Origin of the sequence: Comamonas sp. CMM03 (genome assembly GCF_019218715.1) — a bacterium.
Taxonomy (GTDB): Bacteria; Pseudomonadota; Gammaproteobacteria; order Burkholderiales; family Burkholderiaceae_C; genus Comamonas; species Comamonas terrigena.
Genome location: NZ_JAHUXB010000004.1, coordinates 99,696 through 118,294 on the forward strand (window position 1 = coordinate 99,696; position 18,599 = coordinate 118,294).

Below are 18,599 nucleotides of genomic sequence, written 5' to 3' on the forward strand. Positions count from 1 at the left end.
GCGCATATATAACCAGACCCTCGATCTTATGAAGCTGCTTGCCTCGTTGCTGACGGCTGCCGCATTGGCAGCACCCGCTCTTTCGGCCTTTGCGGCCGGTGAAACTTCCGCTAAGCCCGATCTGGCCAAGGGAGAGGCTAGCTTTACTGCCGTCTGTGCTGCCTGTCACGGCGCGGATGGCAATTCGTCTATTGTCGCTAATCCTAAATTGGCACACCAGCATCCAGAGTATTTGGTCAAGCAGCTGCAGGAGTTCAAGAACGACAAGCGCGCTGACCCGGTTATGAAGGGCTTTGCCAGCACGCTGTCCGATGGCGACATGCAGAACATTGCGGCCTGGCTGGCCAAGCAGCCCGCCAAGCCCGGCTTCGCCACCGACAAGGAGCTGGTCACCCTGGGCGAGCGCATCTACCGCGGCGGCATTGCCGACCGCAAGGTGGCGGCCTGCGTGGGTTGCCACAGCCCCAATGGCGCCGGCATTCCGGTGCAGTACCCGCGCCTGTCGGGTCAGCATGCGGACTACACCGTCAAGCAACTCCAATCCTTCCGGGATGGTGTTCGCAAGAACAGCCCGCAGATGAAGGACGTCGCTGCTAAGATGAATGATCGCGAAATCAAGGCGGTGGCCGACTATATTGCCGGCCTGCGCTGAAGCCAGGCTGCATGGCACACCAAGGTGTCGTGCATGCAGGGAACTAGCCGCCCAAAAATAAACCCAAACAGGCGGGTCCATCCACACAAGGGATGGCCCCGCCTGTTTTGCTTACGCGCCGTGTTGTGTGCTCCCCATGTCTGAATCCTCTCCCAGCGCCCGCTCCGACCAACGCTCGCATGTCCTGCGGTCGTTCATGGAGTTGTTGGCATCGATGCGCTTTGCCATTGCGCTGCTGACCATTATTTGTATTGCCTCGGTGATCGGCACCGTGCTCAAGCAGCACGAGCCGCTGGTCAACTACGTCAACCAGTTTGGTCCGTTCTGGGCCGAGTTGTTCCTGGCCATCAAGCTCAATGCGGTCTACAGCGCCTGGTGGTTTCTGCTGATTCTGGCTTTTCTGGTGACCAGCACCACACTGTGCCTGATGCGCCATGTGCCCAAGTACCTGGCCGACCTGCGCAACTACAAGGAAAACATCCGCGAGAAAAGCCTGCAGGCTTTTCACCACAAGGCCCAGAACATGCTGACCGAGTCGGCCGATGCGGCGGCCCAGCGCATTGGCGGCATGCTGGCGCGCGGTGGCTGGAAGGTGAAACTGCAGGAGCGCGACACCGCCGATGGCAAGGGTTACATGCTGGCGGCCAAGGCTGGAGCCGCCAACAAGATCGGCTACATCGCGGCGCACAGCGCCATCGTGCTGATCTGCCTGGGCGGTCTGCTGGATGGCGACATGGTGGTGCGCGCCCAGATGTGGTTTGGCGGCAAGACGCCTTACACCGGTGCAGGCCGCATTTCCGATGTGCCCGCCCAGCACCGCCTGTCGCTGAACAATCCCACGTTCCGCGGCAATCTGATGGTGGCCGAAGGCACACAGGCCGGCACTGCCATCCTGAGCCAGTCCGATGGCGTGCTGCTGCAGGAGCTGCCGTTTGCGGTAGAGCTCAAGAAATTCATCGTGGAGTACTACTCCACCGGCATGCCCAAGCTGTTTGCCAGCGAGGTGGTCATCCACGACCGGGAAACGGGCGAACAGCTGGAAAAGCGCATCGAGGTGAACCACCCGGCCAGCTACAAGGGCATCGAGATCTACCAGTCCAGCTTTGACGATGGCGGCTCCAGCGTGAAGCTGCGCAGCGTGCCGTTTGTGGCCGGCTCCAAGCCTTTCGGCGTGGAAGGCATCATCGGCAGCAGCACCCAGCTGGAGCAGGTGGGCGCGGCCAAGCAGATGGCGCTGGAGTTCACCGAGCTGCGCACCATCAACGTGGAGAATTTTGCCGCCCGCAAGAAGGCCGGCGACGCCGCCGTGGATGTGCGCAAGGTGGATTTGCGTAGCTCCATCGAGTCGCGCCTGGGCGCAGGCCACAAGACGGCCACCGAAAAGGAACTGCGCAACGTGGGCCCCAGCATCGGCTACAAGCTGCGCGATGCTTCGGGCCAGGCCCGTGAATACCAGAACTACATGCTGCCCGTGGACATGGGCGAAGGCGTGCCGGTGTTCCTGCTGGGCGTGCGGGAAACGCCGGCCGAGCCGTTCCGCTTCCTGCGGGTGCCGGCCGATGACCAGGGCAGCATGGACGGCTTCATGCGCCTGCGCGCCGCCCTGCAAGACCCTGCGATGCTGAAGGAGGCGGTGCAGCGCTATGCCCGCCAGGCGGTGGCATCGGACCGCGCGGACCTGCGCGATGCGCTGGCCCAGTCGGCCCTGCGTGCGGTGACCCTGTTTGCCGGTACGCCCGCAGCGGACGGCAAGCCCAATGGTGGCCTGCAGGCCATCTCGCAGTTCATGGAAGCCAGCGTGCCGGAGTCCGAGCGCGACCGCGCCAGCGAGGTGCTGATCCGTATCCTGAACGGCGTGTTGTTTGACCTGGCGCAGCTGTCGCGCGAAAAAGCCGGCCTCAAGCCGCTGGAGCCGGGCGAGCAGACGCTGTCCTTCATGACGCAGGCAGTGTTCTCGCTCAGCGATGCACAGTTCTACCCGGCGCCCATGGCCTTCATGCTGGAAGACTTCAAGCAGGTCCAGGCCAGCGTGTTCCAGGTGGCACGGGCCCCCGGAAAGAACATCGTCTACCTGGGCTGCTTCTTCCTGATTCTGGGCGTCTTTGCCATGCTCTATGTGCGCGACCGTCGCCTGTGGGTGTGGGTGGCGCCGGCAGGCCAGGGCAGCCAGGCCACGATGGCCCTGTCGACGAACCGCAAGACCATGGACACCGACCGCGAGTTCGCCCAACTGGCTGAGAAATTAATAGCAGCACCCGCTGCCACTGCAAACGCTACGGAGCGATCAGTATGAATACCGCAACCCCCACGACCACGACCATCTCCTTGAACGAAGGCTTTCTGGCCAAGCGCAACTGGATGGACTGGGTTTTTGCCGTGCTGGCCTTGGCTGGCGGGCTGTTTGCCTTCCAGCGCTATGGTGCGTTCATGGATGTCTATGAAAAGGCGATCCTGATCGGCACCATTCCCTGTGCCGTCTGGCTGGGCTGGTTCTGGCGTCCGCTGCAGAAGCTGATGGTGGTGGTGGCCGCGCTGGCATTGCTGGGGATCTGGCTCTACCAGGGCGCCGACGGGGTGGCGCACATCGACCGTGCGGATGCCGTGTTCGGCCTCAAGTACTTCCTCTCCAGCCAGTCCGCGATCCTGTGGATGTGCGTGCTGTGCTTCATCGCCACGGTGTTTTACTGGATCGGCCTGTTTGCCAAGGGCGAGCGCGACACCATGGGCATGCTGGGCTCGCGCATTGCCTGGGTGGCCGTGACCATGGCCCTGGTGGGTACCATGGTGCGCTGGTACGAAAGCTATCTGCTGGGCCCGGACATCGGCCATATCCCGGTGAGCAATCTGTACGAAGTGTTCGTGATGTTCATCTGGATGACCACGGTGTTCTACCTGTACTACGAACAGCAGTACAACACCCGCGCCCTGGGCGGCTTTGTGATGCTGGTGGTCAGTGCTGCCGTGGGCTTTCTGCTGTGGTACACCGTGGTGCGCGAGGCGCATGAAATCCAGCCGCTGGTGCCGGCCCTCAAGAGCTGGTGGATGAAGCTGCACGTGCCGGCCAATTTCATCGGCTACGGCACGTTCGCGCTGGCCGCCATGGTCTCGTTCGCCTACCTGATCAAGCAGCAGGCCGAGGAGACCAAGTGGTACAAGCTGGCGCCGCTATGGCTGCTGGGTGTGGCCCTGTGCTTCGAGCCGCTGGCCTTCCGCCAGAGCCAGGCCACGGGCAGCAGCTACTGGCTGGTCTATTTCGGCATCTCGGCACTGATCGTGGGCGCCATCCTGGCGGCCCGCAAGCCCATTGCCGCACGCCTGCCGGCCTTCGAGATCCTGGATGATGTGATGTACAAGTCCATCGCCGTGGGCTTTGCCTTCTTCACCATCGCCACGGTGCTGGGCGCGCTGTGGGCGGCCGAGGCCTGGGGCGGCTACTGGAGCTGGGACCCCAAGGAGACCTGGGCGCTGATCGTGTGGCTGAACTACGCGGCCTGGCTGCACATGCGCCTGATGAAGGGCCTGCGCGGCACGGTGTCGGCCTGGTGGGCCCTGGTGGGCCTGGCCGTCACCACCTTTGCCTTCCTGGGGGTGAACATGTTCCTGAGCGGCTTGCACAGCTACGGCGAGCTGTAAGTCGTGGGCCGTGGAGGCCCCACTGCAAAAAAAATGCGGAGTGCCTGGTGCGCGGACGCGGCGGATTTCAGACCGGAGACGGCCTGAAGAACCCACGGTCAGCGAACCAGGCACTCCGTTTTGTATGGGGCGCATGGCAGCGCGCTGTGGCCGTCACTGGGTTGCAAGGGTTGCACGGTGCTTCAGGGAACTGGCATGCGGGTGCATGATCTCACCCTGACGCTGCACCTCTGCACAGTTTTCGGAGCGCGACCATGAACACCTCCCGCACACGCACGGCTTTCCCTGTTTCTCCTGCTTTCCCTGCGCCTGCGGCCAGCGAGATCACGTCTCCTGCCGTTTATGCCCAGCGCCGTGCCTGGCTGCAGTGGGCGGCCAGTGGCGCGGCCGGCGCTGCCCTGGCCGGCTGGGCCGGACGTGATGCCCTGGCGGCAGCCAGCCCGGGCGGTGGCAAGCTGGCGGCCCTGCCGGGCGCCACATCGTCGGTGGCAGGCGCGGCGACCATGGAGAAGATCACGTCCTACCGGGACGCCAGCAGCTACAACAACTTCTATGAATTCGGGACCGGCAAGGACGACCCGGCCCGCTATGCCGATGCGCTGCCCATCCGTCCGTGGAGCGTGCAGGTGGAAGGGCTGGTGCACAAGCCGGGCACCTGGGCGCTGGAGGACCTGCTCAAGCTCAGCCCCATGGAGGAGCGCATTTACCGCCTGCGCTGCGTGGAAGGCTGGAGCATGGTCATCCCCTGGGTGGGTTACTCGCTGGCGGCGCTGATCCGCAAGGTGGAGCCGCTGGGCAGTGCCAGGTATGTGCAGTTCGTCACGTTGGCCGATGCCGAGCACATGCGCGGCCTGCGCTCGCGCGTGCTGGACTGGCCCTATACCGAAGGCCTGCGGCTGGACGAGGCGCTGCACCCGCTGACGCTGCTGGCCTTTGGCATGTACGGTGAAGTGCTGCCCACGCAGAACGGCGCGCCGGTGCGGCTGGTGGTACCGTGGAAGTACGGCTTCAAAAGCGCCAAGAGCATCGTCAAGATCCGCTTTGTGGAGGCCATGCCCGCCACGGCCTGGAACAAGGCCGCGCGCAACGAATACGGTTTCTACTCCAATGTGAACCCCGAGGTGCCGCATCCGCGCTGGAGCCAGGCCACCGAACGGCGCATCGGGGACGGCGGCTTGCTGGCACCCAAGCGCAAGACCCTGCTGTTCAACGGCTATGGCGACCAGGTGGCCGGCCTGTACGCCGGCATGGACCTGAAAAGCAATTTCTGATGGCACGCACTGCAGTGTCCGGGGGCGAGTCGGGCTGGCACGCTGCGCTGCAGCGGGCGCTGCTGTCGCGCGCGGCCAAGCCGGTGGTGTGGGGGCTGTGGCTGCTGCCACTGGCCTGGCTGGTATGGGGCGTGCTGGCCGACAGTCTGGGTGCCAACCCGGCGGAGGCCCTGATCCGCGGCACCGGCGACTGGGCCTTGCGCGCGCTGTGGCTGGCCTTGGCGGTGACGCCGCTGCGGCAGTGGCTGCGTCTGAATGCCTTGGCGCGCCTGCGCCGCCTGCTGGGGCTGTTCGCCTTTTTCTACGCGGTGCTGCACCTGGCGTGCTACGCCTGGCTGGACCAGGGCTGGGTGTGGGGCGATATCGTGGCGGATGTGCTGGAGCGCCCCTTCATTCTGGTGGGCATGCTCACCTTCGTGCTGTTGCTGGTGCTGGCGCTGACATCACCGCGTGTGGTGCTGCGCTGGCTGGGGGGCGTGCGCTGGCAGCGTGTGCACCGCATCGTGTATGGCGCGGGGCTGCTGGCCTTGCTGCATTTCTACTGGATGAGGACCGGCAAGAACGACACGGCGGAAGTGGCGGTGTATGGCGGCTTGCTGGCGGTGCTGCTGGGTTGGCGGATGTGGGCGCGGCGCAAGCCGGCAGCCCGATAGCCGGGCGGGCGCTCAGTGCGTGGTCTGGTCGCTGCGGGCCAGCGAAGGCGCTGGCGCAGGGGTCGGGGGCATGGTGCGGCGGGTCGTCAGATCGATGCGGTCGCGCGGCAACTGGTAGGCGCTGGCATCCATCAGGTCGATGCCGCAGGCCAGGCCGTCCAGCCACGCATAGAAGTCCGCGATCGCCTGGGCGCCCTGGATGGGCGCGCCATGCTGCGGCACCAGCATGTCCACGTCCAGCTGGCGGGCCATGGCGGTCCACAGGCGCAGGATCTTGTTGGACACCATGTAGCGGCGGTGAAAGGCTTCCATGTGGGGCAGATGCGGGGCCAGTTCGCGCACGGGCTGGCTGGCCTGTGTGCCCGAGACCATGGAGGCGCCCAGATCCCCGGTGAACAGGATGCGGCTGACCGGGTCGTAGAAGTGGAAATTGCCCTCTGCATGCAGAAAATGCGCTGGCACCAGCCACAGCGTGCTGCGGCCCAGCGGCAGGCGGGCGCCTTCGTCCGGCACGGCAATGATGCGGTCCTGGGTCTGCCCCACCTTGGTGAAATGCGGGGCAAAGCGTTCCCAGATGCGCGAGATGACCAGCATGGCACGGGTGCTGGTCAGCCACTGGTCCAGCGAGGCGATGATGTCCGGATCGGCATGTGAGGCCAGCAGGTACGACAACCGCGGCGGCGGGAAGTGGGGCGCCATGCTGGCAAACAGCCCGTGAAACGCCAGGTTGCCACCCGGGTCGATGAGGGCGCCCACACCATGGTCGATCACCAGGAACTGGTTGGACTGCACGGCCTGGCCGTCTTCTTCCACCAGGTCGGTGAACATCAGGCAGACATGCTGGGGATTGCGGTAAAGCTCGACAGCCATGGGGAAACTCCGGTCAGGAACAGGGGAGGGCAATGTATGCCGCCCCCCTGGCGTGCCGGTTGATGTGCCTCAAAAGCGAACCCGTACCACCAATTCTGGGGATGCCATGGGGCTGGCACCTCCATCAGCGCCTGGATGTCGTTGGGAATGGCTTCTGGCGACATTGCCGGGAGGCGTTGGCGCTCTCCCAGCCGCAGGGCATCATTGGCCGGCAGGTTTGCCGGGGGTGTCTGCCATCGGATTCAGGGTTTCGGGCAGGGTGGCACGCTGCGCGGCGGCCGGATCGGTCGGCAGATACAGCGGGCCACGCTGGCCGCAGCCCCACAGGGCTGCCGTACTGGCGGCAAGGACAAAAGTCCTGATTAGAATTTGGGAAGCTCTCAACATGTGCGAATTGTAATGACCGACCTTGAATTCTTGGACCGTGCGGAACAGCTGTTGCTGGCGGTCGAGCAGTCTGCAGACCGCATCAACGACACCTCCGATGCCGATGTCGACGCCCAGCGCGTAGGCGGGATGGTGACATTGGTGTTCCCCAACCGCAGCCAGATCATCATCAATCTGCAAAAGCCACTGCACGAAGTGTGGTTGGCGGCCAAGGCCGGTGGCTTCCATTTTCGCCTGGATGGGGAGCAGTGGCAGGACACCAAGGGGGCGGGTGAGTTCTTTGAACGTTTGAGCACCTACGCCTCCGAGCAGTCGGGGCTGGCGCTGTCATTCACCGCCCAGGGCTGACCGCGGCCCCTGGCCTTGGCACTCGGGGCCCCGGTGCAAGGCCTGGGTCTGGTGCCCAGCGTCCGTGGGACATAAAAAAACCGCATGCGTGGTGCATGCGGTTTTTTTTGTGCCTGGGGCCCGATCAGTTGCGGAACAGGTCCAGGATGCGGCTGCGTTCCTCGGGCGGCGGCGCGGTGGTGGCGCCTTCCGCTGCAGCATCGTCCATGCCGAGGCTGCTGACGCCGGCGTTGCGCGCGTATTCCTCGTAGAACCATTCACCGCCGACATTGACCACGCCAGGCGGCACGGGCATTTCGGCCACGGGAACGCCCTTGAGCGCGTGCTGCATGAAGTTGATCCACACTGGCAGGCTCAGGCCGCCGCCGGTTTCGCGGGAGCCCAGGTTGCGCGGGGTGTCATAGCCGATCCAGGTGACGGCTGCCAGCGTGGGCTGGTAGCCGGCGAACCAGGCATCCATCGCATCGTTGGTGGTGCCGGTCTTGCCATACAGGTCTGGGCGCTTGAGGGTGGCTTGGGCCTTGGCCGCCGTGCCCACGCGGGCCACATCCTGCAGCAGGCTGCTCATGATGAAGGCGTTGCGCGGCTCGATGGCCTGGGGCAGTTGCTCCAGCGGAGGCGCCGTGTATTCCGACAGCACGCGGCCCTTGTAGTCGGTGATCTTGGCGATCAGCCAGGGATTGACGCGGTGTCCGCCGTTGGCAAACACGGCGTAGGCGGCCGCCAGCTGCATCGGCGTCACCGAGCCGGCGCCCAGGGCCATGGTCAGGTAGGCCGGATGCTTGGCGGCATCAAACCCGAAGCGGGTGATCCACTCCTGGCCCTGCTTGGGGCCGACGGCCTGCAGCAGACGGATGGAGATCATGTTCTTGGACTTGTTCAGGCCCGTGCGCATGGTCATGGGCCCGTCGTAGCGGCTGTCGTAGTTCTTGGGCTCCCAGGGCTGACCACCGGTGACACCCGCGCTGAAGAACAGCGGGGCATCGTTGATCATGGTGGCGGGCGTGAAGCCTTTTTCCAGCGCGGCCGAGTAGATGAACGGCTTGAAGCTGGAGCCCGGCTGGCGCCAGGCCTGGGTGACGTGGTTGAACTTGTTCTTGTCGAAGTCAAAACCACCCACCAGGGCGCGGATGGCGCCGGTCTGCGGGGTCAGCGCCACAAACGCGCCTTCCACCTCGGGCAGCTGTGTGGCTTCCCAGCCGGCCTTGGTCTTGGCCACGCGGATCACGGCGCCAGGGCGCAGCTTGATATTGGGCGGCGCCTTGTCGCTCAGTCCGGATTGCACGGGTTTGAGGCCATCGCCCGTGATCTGGAGCTTCTCGCCATCCGGGCGCTGGGCCACGATCTTGCGGGCCGAGGCTTCCAGCACCACGGCGGCCAGCAGGTCGCCGTTGTCCGGGTGCGATGCCAGCGCGTCGTCGATCACATCTTCCTGGGCCTGTGCATCGGCCGGCAGGGCGACGAACTTCTCCGGACCTCGGTAGCGCTGGCGGCGCTCATAGTCCATCAGACCCTGGCGCAGCGCGTTGTACGCGGCTTCCTGTTCACCGGCATTGAGTGTGGTGTAGACGTTCAGGCCGCGCGTGTAGGCGTCATTGCCATACTGGGCAAACACCAGCTGGCGCACCATTTCAGCCACATATTCGGCGTGCACGCGGGTGTTGGCGGCACTCGAATTCTTCAGCTGCAGCGGCTCGGCGCGGGCCTGCTCGGCCTGCTGCGCCGTGATGAAGCCGTTGTCCTGCATGCGGTCGATGATGTACTGCTGGCGGATATGGGCGCGCTTGGGGTTGCTGATCGGGTTGTAGGCCGATGGTGCCTTGGGCAGGCCTGCCAGCATGGCCGCTTCGGCCACGGTGATGTCCTTCAGCGGCTTGCCGAAATAGGCTTCGCTGGCGGCGGCAAAACCGTAGGCGCGGTTGCCCAGGTAGATCTGGTTCATGTAGATCTCCAGGATCTGTTCCTTGGAGAGCAGGTGTTCCAGCTTGAAGGTCAGCAGGATTTCGTAGATCTTGCGGGTGTAGGTCTTCTCGGAAGAGAGGTACACATTGCGCGCCACCTGCATGGTGATGGTGGACGCACCCTGGCTCTTGACCCGGCCGAGGTTGGCCAGGGCCGCACGCAGCATGCCCTTGTAGTCCACGCCACCGTGCTCGAAAAAGCGGGTGTCTTCAATGGCCAGCACGGCGTCGACCATCACCTTGGGGATGTCGGCGATGGGCGTGAGTGTGCGCCGCTCTTCGCCAAATTCACCCAGCAAGGCACCCTCGGTCGAGTAGACGCGCAGGGGCAGCTTGGGCCGGTAGTCGGCCAGTTCGGAAACGTCTGGCAGGTTGGGATAGGCCATGGCCAGAGCCACGGCAACAGTCAGCAGAATGGCCACGAAGCCCGCTGCCATCACGCCCAAGAGCCACAGCAGCGACTTGGGAAGCCAGTGCATTTTTCGTGGGGACTTGGGGGAGGCGTTGGAGGTGGTCTTCTCGTTGTTCGGAGAGGAAGTAGGCATGTCGCTCCACGCAGAAGTGGGTAGGCATTATAGGAAGCGTGCTTTAAGCCAGGCTGAAACAGGTTGTGGCAGTTGCCCGACCTTGGAAACGACACCGCGTCAGGCCGCGTGTGCATGGTGCCGCGCAGCTTGACGGAAAATGGCGTCTGGCGCTGAGGTGGTGCTTGAACGCTAGGAAGCTAGGAAGAGATGGAATCCAACAGCAAGATCGTGGCATTGGTCGGCCTGCCCGGCTCGGGAAAATCAACCGTGGGACGGCATCTGTCCAAGCGCTGGGGGATTCCCTTCATCGACTCCGACCATGAAATCGAAGCGCGCACGGGCGGCCCGGTGCGCGACTTCTTTGCGGCCCACGGCGAGGCGGCATTTCGCGATCTGGAGCAGGCGGTGATTGCGCAGCTGTGTGCCGACAATGGCCAGGCCCGGATTCTGGCCACCGGCGGTGGCGCGGTGCTGCGCGAGGCCAACCGCCAGGTGCTGCACCAGCACTGCCATGTGTTCTATCTGAAGGCCTCGCCCGAAGAGCTGTACCAGCGCCTGCGCAACGACAAGACCCGGCCCCTGCTGCAGGTGGACGACCCGGCCCAGCGGCTGCGCGAGCTGTTCGAGGCGCGGGATGCCCTGTATGCCGAGATTGCGCACTACGTGATCGATTCGGCCCGCTTGTCTTCCCACCAGCTGCTGCACCGCGTGGCCATGCAGGCCGAGATGGCGGGCATTGTCCCGGCCCGCGCGCAGCCCTGAATGGGCGTCAACGGGCGCCACACGTAAAAAAGCGCTGCGGCCAGTGGACGCAGCGCCGGGTGGAAGAATGTGCCCGTCCGGTGGCGGGTCAGGCTGCCGGGGCCAGGGCGTGCAGCAGCTTGGCGTGGATGCTGCCAAAGCCGCCATTGCTCATGCAGACGATATGGTCGCCCGGCTGCGCGGCTTCCACGATCATGTTCACCAGGGTGGGCAGGTCGTTGCTGCTGCGGGCCGCTTCGCCCAGGGGGGCCAGGGCGCCGGAGACATCCCAGTCCAGTCCGGCGGTATGGCAGAACACCAGATCGGCCTCTTTCAGCGCCCAGGGCAGCTGGGATTTCATGGTGCCCAGCTTCATGGTGTTGCTGCGCGGCTCGAACACGGCCAGGATGCGCGGGCTCTGGCCCAGGCGTTTGCGCAGGCCTTCCAGCGTGGTGCGGATGGCCGTGGGGTGGTGGGCAAAGTCGTCGTAGACGGCAATGCCCTGCACCGTGCCGCGCAGTTCCATGCGGCGCTTGACGTTGTGAAAGCGCCCCAGGGCTTCGGCCGCCACCTGGGGCGACACGCCCACATGTTCGGCGGCGGCAATGGCCGCCAGCGCATTGAGCTGGTTGTGTACGCCAGTCAGCTGCCATTCCACGCGGGCCACCGAGCGGCCGCGTTGCAACACCTCAAAGGCGTGGGCCGGGCCTTCGGCGCTGAATTCCGATACGGCGCTGCCGAAATGCGTCACCTCGCTCCAGCAGCCCTGGTTCAGCACCCGTGTCAGCGATTCTTCCAGGCCGTTGCTCACAATGCGTCCCGTGGCCGGAACGGTACGCACCAGGTGGTGGAACTGGCGCTCGATCGCGCCCAGATCGTCAAAGATGTCGGCGTGGTCGAATTCCAGGTTGTTCAGCACGGCCGTGCGCGGGCGGTAGTGCACAAACTTGCTGCGCTTGTCGAAGAAGGCGGTGTCGTATTCATCCGCCTCGATCACGAACAGCGGGCGCTCCTGGCCGGCGGCCAACTGGCCCAGGCGGGCGCTGAGGCCAAAGTCCAGCGGCACGCCGCCGACCAGAAAGCCGGGCGTGAGGCCGGCGCATTCCAGGATCCAGGCCAGCATCGACGTGGTGGTGGTCTTGCCGTGTGTGCCGGCCACGGCCAGCACATGGCGGCCTTGCAGCACATGCTCGGACAGCCATTGCGGGCCGCTGGTATAGGGCAGGCCGGCATCCAGGATGGCTTCCATCAGCGGGAATTTGGGCGAACCGTCGGCCAGGCGTGCGCGGCTGACGACGTTGCCCACGACGAACACATCGGGCTTCAGCGCCAGTTGCTCCACGCCGTAGCCTTCAATCAGCTCGATGCCCAGGGCACGCAACTGGTCGCTCATCGGCGGGTACACGCCCGCGTCGCAACCGGTCACTTTATGGCCCGCCTCGCGTGCCAATGCAGCCACCCCGCCCATGAAGGTGCCGCAAATCCCCAGGATGTGAATATGCATGTGCCCAATTCTACGGGGCCGGCCATGCCGCGGCGGCGGTCACCGCGCATGGAATGCAAGCGGTTGCTACCAATTTTGCAGTGGCAGACATTTTTGGCAAGTCGCCCCATGCGGGCATGCTGCGGGGCGCAGCGGGGTACACCAACAGCGCCGACAGGGCCGAGGCCGGCAAGGACGCATGCGCAGGCGGGGGCGCATGCGACGTGCTCCTGGCCGCTGGTGCAGGGGTATCCCGGACTGGGCCACAATGGGTCCATGTCTGTACCGTCCATTGCCGATGAAATCGCCCAGACCGCTGCCCGACTGGTGGTGGAAGAGGGGCTGGAGTGGGGCCCTGCCAAGCGCCGTGCCGTGCGCCAGCTGGGCTTGCCGCAGCGCACCCCCTTGCCGGACAACGACCGGGTTGAAGCCGCGGTGCGGGAATATATCGAGCTGTTCTGCGCCGATACCCAGCCCCAGGAGCTGCGCGCGCTGCGCGAGCTGGCCGTGGTGTGGATGGAGCGGATGGCGCCGTTTCGCCCCTATCTGGCCGGAGCGGTATGGCGCGGCACGGCCACCCGGCTGTCGGACATCTATATCCAGATGTTCTGCGATGACCCCAAGTCGGCCGAAATCGCGCTCATCGACCACAACGTGCAGTACGACGTGACCCAGGTCACGGGCTTCCATGGCGAGACCGTGGATGCCCTGAGCATCAGCAGCTTCTGCAAGCCCCTGAATGAAGCCGTCGGGGTGCACCTGATGGTCTACGACTTCGACGATCTGCGCGGCGCGCTCAAGCCCGATGGGCAGGGCCGCACCGCGCGGGGCGAGGTGACCGCGCTGCGTGCGCTGCTGGATGCGGAGGCCGCCGCATGAGCCCCGCACCCCATACCCCGCAAGAGACCGTGCAGCCCGGGCGCCGCCGCTGGCTGGTGGCCGGCGTGGCGGGCGGCGCTGCCGTGGCCGGCGCTGGCTGGGCCTGGTGGCGCAGCAGTGCAGCGCCTTCGCCCAATGCCGCGGCGGAGCAGGCCTTCTGGGCCTTGCAGCTGCAAACGCCAGAGGGCGCACCGCTGGCGCTGCAGCAGTTTGCCGGCAAGCCTTTGCTGGTGAATTTCTGGGCCACCTGGTGTCCGCCCTGTGTGCGGGAGCTGCCGCTGCTGTCCCGCTTTGCGCAGGAGCAGCCGCAGGTGCAGTTGCTGGGTCTGGCCGTGGACCAGGCGGCGCCGGTGCAGAAATTCCTGGCGCGCCAGCCGCTGGCATTTCCGGTGGCCATGGCCGGGGCGGGCGGCAGCACGCTGACGCGGACCCTGGGCAATGTCACAGGGGGGCTACCTTTCTCTATCTTGTTCGATACAAGAGGAAATGTGAAGCAACGTAAAATAGGCGAGTTGAGCAGCGCCGATCTGCAGCAGTGGGCCCAGTCCCTATAGCTGATTTGGCGCAAGCGAGTGCAGAAATGCGAAGCTTTACCATGTTGGCGTTCGCTAAAAATGCAGCCCAATGTGCGGAGAAGGGCGAAATTAGGGTAAATTCGCGCCCTACTTAGTTTTAGCCGTTGGAGCTTCCATGGATCTGCGAAAACTCAAAACCCTGATTGATCTGGTGTCCGAATCGAATGTGTCGGAGCTGGAAATCACCGAAGCCGAAGGCAAAGTCCGTATCGTCAAGGGCGGTGGCGCCGTGGTGCAGCAGTTTGTGGCTGCACCGGTGCAAGCCGCTCCCGCCGCTGCGGCACCTGCTGCTGCCGCACCCGCTGCCGCCGCTGCGGTCGCTGAATTGCCCGCACCTGTGGTGGGCCATCAAGTGAAGTCCCCCATGGTGGGCACGTTCTACCGTTCTGCCAGCCCAGGCGCCAAGGCGTTTGTCGACGTGGGTGCCCAGGTCAAGGAAGGCGACACGCTGTGCATCATTGAGGCCATGAAGATCCTCAACGAGATCGAAGCCGACAAGTCCGGCACCGTGACCCGCATCCTGGCCGACAACGGCCAAGCCGTGGAATACGGACAACCGCTGTTCGTGATCGAGTGATCTGCCAGGGCCCACAGGGTCAGCGGACTGTGCCGCTGCCCTGCGGATTCCACGGTTCGCCCTGACAGGGCGAGGAACAACGAGGACCTCCATGTTTAAGAAAATTTTGGTTGCCAACCGGGGTGAAATTGCCCTGCGCATCCAGCGTGCTTGCCGCGAAATGGGCATCAAGGCCGTGATGGTCTACTCGGAAGCCGACCGCGAAGCCAAGTACGTCAAGCTGGCCGACGAAGCCGTGTGCATTGGCCCGGGCCCGTCGCCTCTGAGCTACCTCAATATGCCGGCCATCATCTCGGCTGCCGAGGTGACCGATGCCGAAGCCATCCACCCCGGTTATGGCTTCCTGAGCGAGAACGCCGACTTTGCCGAACGTGTCGAGCAAAGCGGTTTCGCCTTCATCGGCCCCACGGCCGATTCCATCCGCATCATGGGTGACAAGGTTTCGGCCAAGCAAGCCATGATCAAGGCGGGCGTGCCCTGCGTGCCCGGATCGGACGGCGAACTGCCCGAAGACCCGGCCCAGATCCGCCGCATCGCCAAGGCCATCGGCTACCCGGTGATCATCAAGGCCGCTGGTGGCGGTGGTGGCCGCGGCATGCGCGTGGTGCACACCGAAGCCGCCCTGGTCAATGCCGTGCAGATGACCAAGGCCGAAGCCGGTGCTGCCTTCGGCAATCCTGCGGTTTACATGGAGAAGTACCTCCAGAATCCACGCCACATCGAAATCCAGGTGCTGTGCGACCAGCACAAGAACGCGGTGTACCTGGGCGAGCGCGACTGCTCCATGCAGCGCCGCCACCAGAAGGTGATCGAGGAGGCTCCGGCCCCCGGTATCCCCCGCCGCCTGATCGAGAAGATCGGCGAGCGCTGCGTGGCTGCCTGCAAGAAGATCGGCTACCGCGGTGCGGGCACGTTCGAGTTCCTGTACGAGAACGGCGAGTTCTACTTCATTGAAATGAACACCCGCGTCCAGGTGGAGCACCCGGTGACCGAATCGATCACCGGCGTGGACATCGTGCGCACCCAGATCATGGTGGCGGCCGGCGACAAGCTGCCCTTCACCCAGCGCCAGATCAACACGCAGATGCGCGGTCACGCCATCGAGTGCCGCATCAACGCCGAAGATCCGTACAACTTCATGCCTTCGCCCGGCCGTGTCACCATGTGGCACATGCCTGGCGGTCCTGGCGTGCGTGTGGACTCGCACGTGTACAACAACTACTTCGTGCCGCCCAACTACGACTCCATGATCGGCAAGCTGATCGTGTACGGTGACACCCGCGAGCAGGCCCTGGCCCGCATGCGCACGGCGCTGTCGGAAGTGGTGGTCGAAGGCATCAAGACCAATGTGCCCCTGCACCAGGACCTGATGGTGGACGCCAAGTTCATGGAAGGCGGCACCAACATCCATTACCTGGAGCAATGGCTGGAACACCGCAAAAAGCGCTGATCCACCACGGTAGATGACCAGCATGCTGGCCCTTGGCAACGGGGGCCAGCATTTCGTTTTTCAGCCCAAGGAGTTGCCTTATGCATGAGCTGAGCCTGATGTGCCCGGAAGACCGGGTGGAAGATGTGAGCGATGCGCTCGATGCGCTGGATGCCCTGAGCGTGTCCGTGGAGGACATGGACGCCCAGACCGAAGCGGAACAGGCGCTGTTCGGCGAGCCTGGCATGCCACCCCCCAAGGATGGCTGGAACCGCAGCCGCATCGTGGCCTTGTTCCCCGATGAAGCCGCCGCCCGGCAGGCGCAGGACCTGCTGGTGCTGCAGGATTTCTTTGGCGGCTGCCAGGTCCTGGGCATCCAGGAAGTGGAAGCCCAGGACTGGGTGCGGCTGACGCAGTCGCAGTTCCAGCCAGTGGACATCACCCCTGAGTTCTGGATCGTGCCCACCTGGCACGAGATGCCCGAAGCCGCCAAGGTCAGCATCCGCCTGGATCCGGGCCTGGCCTTCGGTACCGGCACCCACCCCACCACCCGCATGTGCCTGCGCTGGATTGCCACGCAGCCGGCAGGCAGCCTGGGCCGTACGCTGGACTATGGCTGCGGCTCCGGCATTCTGGCCATCGGTGCGGCCAAGTTCGGCGCGCCAGCGATTGATGCGGTGGACATCGATCCCGATGCCGTGGTCTCCTGCGAGCTCAATGCCCAGGCCAATGCGGTGCAGCTGAACGCCGGCCTGCCCGACAAGGCCCAGGGCCAGTACCAGACGGTGTTGGCCAACATCCTGGCGACGCCGCTGCGGATGCTGGCGCCGCTGCTGTGCAACCATGTGCAGGCCGGTGGCCATCTGGTGCTGGCCGGTATCCTGGAGCGCCAGGCGGATGAGCTGAAGCAGGCCTATGCACCCTATGTGCAGCTGGATGTGAGCGACAGCGAAGACGGCTGGATTCTGATGACGGCCCGCAAGGCCTGAGCCGCACGCACAGCTTCTTTTGGGCTGTGACTGTCTGCCCCCCGCGGGTTGCGGGTGTGGCGGGCGGGCGGCCTGCTTCTACAATCGGTGCGCCATGAGCCAGATCACCACCTGTCCTTCCTGCAGCACGCGTTTTCGCGTGGTGGCAGACCAGTTGCGCATTTCCGATGGCTGGGTGCGCTGCGGTCAGTGCCAGGAGGTGTTCGACGCGCGCGACCACCTGGATGCGGTGGTTGCCGTGGAGCCTGCGGCGGCGCCGGAGCCCGTGCCGGCAGCCCCTGCCGTTCCGGACGCTGTGGCGCACACCGGTGTGGCCGGTGCGTCTGCCGTGCCAGCCGTGCAAGCCATGCCTGTGGCACCCTTTGCCGAGGAAGTGGTGACCGAGCCTGAGGGCGAGGAGCCATCGCTTCCAGCGCCCGACATGCCGGTGCCTGCGCCGGTCGTGCCACCCGCTCCGGGTTATGAGCTGCCGGCGCCGCAATGGTCGGACGATCCCGAGCTGCCGGAACCTCCGGCAGCGCATGAAGAGCCAGAGCCTGAGGTGGCGCAGCCGCTGCGTCCATCGCATGCAGCGGTGGAGCCGGACCATTTTTCAGATCCCGAGCCGGCGCTGCAGTCGCCATCGGTCGCGCCTGCAGCGCCGGCGTCGGGGCGCACAGACCCCGTATGGAATGCCAGCGCGGCGGCACCGGCTGAGGTGGCAAGGCAGGAGCCCTCGGCATCCGCGGAGGCCTTGACTGACGCGTGGGCCGCTGCCGACCGCTATGGCCTGCAAGGTGCAGCACCGGCACAGGACGGGCGCTCGGATGCCGAGCCCGAGGGGCCGAATTCTGTGCAGGAAGCGGCGGATAGGGTGGACGCATCCACACCGGTGCTGCCGGCAGAGGCGGCGGAGGCGGCCGAGGTGGTGACCCATGCTGCGGAGCCCGCGGATGCCGGAGCTGCAATGCCGCCGGTGGATGCCATTGAATCTGCGGCACAGAAGCTGGCGCAGTCCGAAGCCGCAATCGCCTCCGCGGCAGCACCGGCATTTCCGTTTGCCGAACCGGTGGACGATGACGATCCGCTGGTGCTGGACTCTTCACTGGAGCCGGGTTTTGTGCGCGATGCACGGCGCAAGGCCTGGTGGCAAAAGCCCGTGGTGCGGGTCGCCATGGGCGCGAGCGTCGTGGTGCTGCCGGTGGCGCTGGTCCTGCAAGTGGCCTTGCATGAGCGCAACGCACTGGCGGCCTGGCAACCCAGCCTGCGGCCGGCACTGGAGTTCATGTGCACGGCCCTGCAGTGCAAGCTGGGGCCGCGCCAGCAGATTGGCGCCATGGTGGTGTCGGGCTCCACGTTTGCCAAGGGCGAGCGCGAGCGTGCCTACCAGCTGAGTCTGAGCATACAGAACCGCGCCGGCACGCCCGTGGGCATGCCGGCCGTGGAGTTGACGCTGACCGATGCCCAGGACCAAGCCATCGCCCGCAAGGTGATTCAGGCCAAGGAGCTGGGCGCACCGCCAGAACTCAAGGCCGGTGCCGAGTGGAGCGGCACGGTGCCGGTGACCACCGAAGGTTTGAACCTGCAGGTGTCAGGCTACCGCGTGCTGCTGTTTTACCCCTGATTTTTTTCTTTCAAGGATTTC

At 65.0% G+C, this 18,599-nt stretch carries 17 protein-coding genes; 13 read left to right on the forward strand and 4 right to left on the reverse strand.

Features of this window, described 5'->3' with window-relative positions:
• Window positions 1-28: 28 nt before the first annotated feature.
• The 5 genes from KW830_RS14380 (at window position 29) to KW830_RS14400 (ending at window position 6,209) form a co-directional block, all read left to right on the forward strand.
• On the forward strand, window positions 29-652 hold the full coding sequence (locus KW830_RS14380) for a cytochrome c (protein WP_066537692.1): 624 nt from the start codon (window positions 29-31) through the stop codon (window positions 650-652).
• Window positions 653-788: 136 nt separating this feature from the next.
• The gene (locus KW830_RS14385) at window positions 789-2,945 is read left to right on the forward strand and encodes a cytochrome c biogenesis protein ResB (protein WP_066537690.1); all 2,157 of its coding nucleotides are present in this window, start codon (window positions 789-791) and stop codon (window positions 2,943-2,945) included.
• Complete coding sequence (ccsB, locus tag KW830_RS14390) at window positions 2,942-4,285, forward strand: c-type cytochrome biogenesis protein CcsB (protein ID WP_066537688.1); 1,344 nt, start codon at window positions 2,942-2,944, stop codon at window positions 4,283-4,285. Before KW830_RS14385 ends, ccsB begins: the two co-directional genes overlap by 4 nt.
• A gap of 254 nt (window positions 4,286-4,539) precedes the next feature.
• A complete protein-coding gene (gene msrP, locus KW830_RS14395; RefSeq protein ID WP_218333539.1) occupies window positions 4,540-5,556 on the forward strand; it encodes a protein-methionine-sulfoxide reductase catalytic subunit MsrP in 1,017 nt (338 codons plus the stop codon).
• Complete coding sequence (locus KW830_RS14400; protein ID WP_218333540.1) at window positions 5,556-6,209, forward strand: sulfite oxidase heme-binding subunit YedZ; 654 nt, start codon at window positions 5,556-5,558, stop codon at window positions 6,207-6,209. Before msrP ends, KW830_RS14400 begins: the two co-directional genes overlap by 1 nt.
• Before the next feature lie 12 nt (window positions 6,210-6,221).
• Here KW830_RS14400 and KW830_RS14405 read toward each other — a convergent pair whose 3' ends face one another.
• Together KW830_RS14405 and KW830_RS14410 are read right to left on the reverse strand one after the other, a co-directional pair.
• On the reverse strand, window positions 6,222-7,079 hold the full coding sequence (locus KW830_RS14405; RefSeq protein ID WP_218333541.1) for an MBL fold metallo-hydrolase: 858 nt from the start codon (window positions 7,077-7,079) through the stop codon (window positions 6,222-6,224).
• 201 nt (window positions 7,080-7,280) lie between these two features.
• Entirely contained in the window at window positions 7,281-7,466 is a 186-nt protein-coding gene (locus KW830_RS14410; protein WP_083520458.1) for a lipoprotein, read from the reverse strand.
• Window positions 7,467-7,478: 12 nt separating this feature from the next.
• Here KW830_RS14410 and cyaY point away from each other — a divergent pair, with 12 nt between their 5' ends.
• Complete coding sequence (gene cyaY / locus KW830_RS14415; RefSeq protein ID WP_066537680.1) at window positions 7,479-7,814, forward strand: iron donor protein CyaY; 336 nt, start codon at window positions 7,479-7,481, stop codon at window positions 7,812-7,814.
• A 124-nt stretch (window positions 7,815-7,938) separates the two neighbouring features.
• On the opposite strand, the gene KW830_RS14420 is transcribed toward cyaY, so the two are convergent.
• Entirely contained in the window at window positions 7,939-10,254 is a 2,316-nt protein-coding gene (locus KW830_RS14420) for a penicillin-binding protein 1A (RefSeq protein WP_218333796.1), read from the reverse strand.
• A gap of 255 nt (window positions 10,255-10,509) precedes the next feature.
• Here KW830_RS14420 and KW830_RS14425 point away from each other — a divergent pair, with 255 nt between their 5' ends.
• Window positions 10,510-11,064: a shikimate kinase gene (locus KW830_RS14425; RefSeq protein ID WP_192334201.1), complete on the forward strand. Its 555-nt coding sequence runs from the start codon at window positions 10,510-10,512 to the stop codon at window positions 11,062-11,064.
• 88 nt (window positions 11,065-11,152) lie between these two features.
• Here the strand turns inward: KW830_RS14425 and mpl are convergent, their stop codons facing one another.
• Complete coding sequence (mpl, locus tag KW830_RS14430; RefSeq protein ID WP_218333542.1) at window positions 11,153-12,547, reverse strand: UDP-N-acetylmuramate:L-alanyl-gamma-D-glutamyl-meso-diaminopimelate ligase; 1,395 nt, start codon at window positions 12,545-12,547, stop codon at window positions 11,153-11,155.
• Window positions 12,548-12,802: 255 nt separating this feature from the next.
• Between mpl and KW830_RS14435 the strand changes: the two genes are divergently transcribed.
• The 6 genes from KW830_RS14435 (at window position 12,803) to KW830_RS14460 (ending at window position 18,578) form a co-directional block, all read left to right on the forward strand.
• Window positions 12,803-13,405, forward strand: coding sequence for a hypothetical protein (locus KW830_RS14435; RefSeq protein ID WP_066537673.1), 603 nt, complete (start codon window positions 12,803-12,805; stop codon window positions 13,403-13,405).
• Entirely contained in the window at window positions 13,402-13,959 is a 558-nt protein-coding gene (locus KW830_RS14440; protein WP_218333543.1) for a TlpA disulfide reductase family protein, read from the forward strand. Before KW830_RS14435 ends, KW830_RS14440 begins: the two co-directional genes overlap by 4 nt.
• A gap of 136 nt (window positions 13,960-14,095) precedes the next feature.
• Complete coding sequence (gene accB, locus KW830_RS14445; protein ID WP_066537660.1) at window positions 14,096-14,557, forward strand: acetyl-CoA carboxylase biotin carboxyl carrier protein; 462 nt, start codon at window positions 14,096-14,098, stop codon at window positions 14,555-14,557.
• 91 nt (window positions 14,558-14,648) lie between these two features.
• Complete coding sequence (accC, locus tag KW830_RS14450; protein ID WP_066537652.1) at window positions 14,649-16,007, forward strand: acetyl-CoA carboxylase biotin carboxylase subunit; 1,359 nt, start codon at window positions 14,649-14,651, stop codon at window positions 16,005-16,007.
• 80 nt (window positions 16,008-16,087) lie between these two features.
• Entirely contained in the window at window positions 16,088-16,975 is an 888-nt protein-coding gene (gene prmA / locus KW830_RS14455; RefSeq protein ID WP_066537643.1) for a 50S ribosomal protein L11 methyltransferase, read from the forward strand.
• A 94-nt stretch (window positions 16,976-17,069) separates the two neighbouring features.
• Entirely contained in the window at window positions 17,070-18,578 is a 1,509-nt protein-coding gene (locus KW830_RS14460) for a zinc-ribbon and DUF3426 domain-containing protein (protein ID WP_218333544.1), read from the forward strand.
• The last annotated feature ends 21 nt before the right edge of the window (window positions 18,579-18,599 follow it).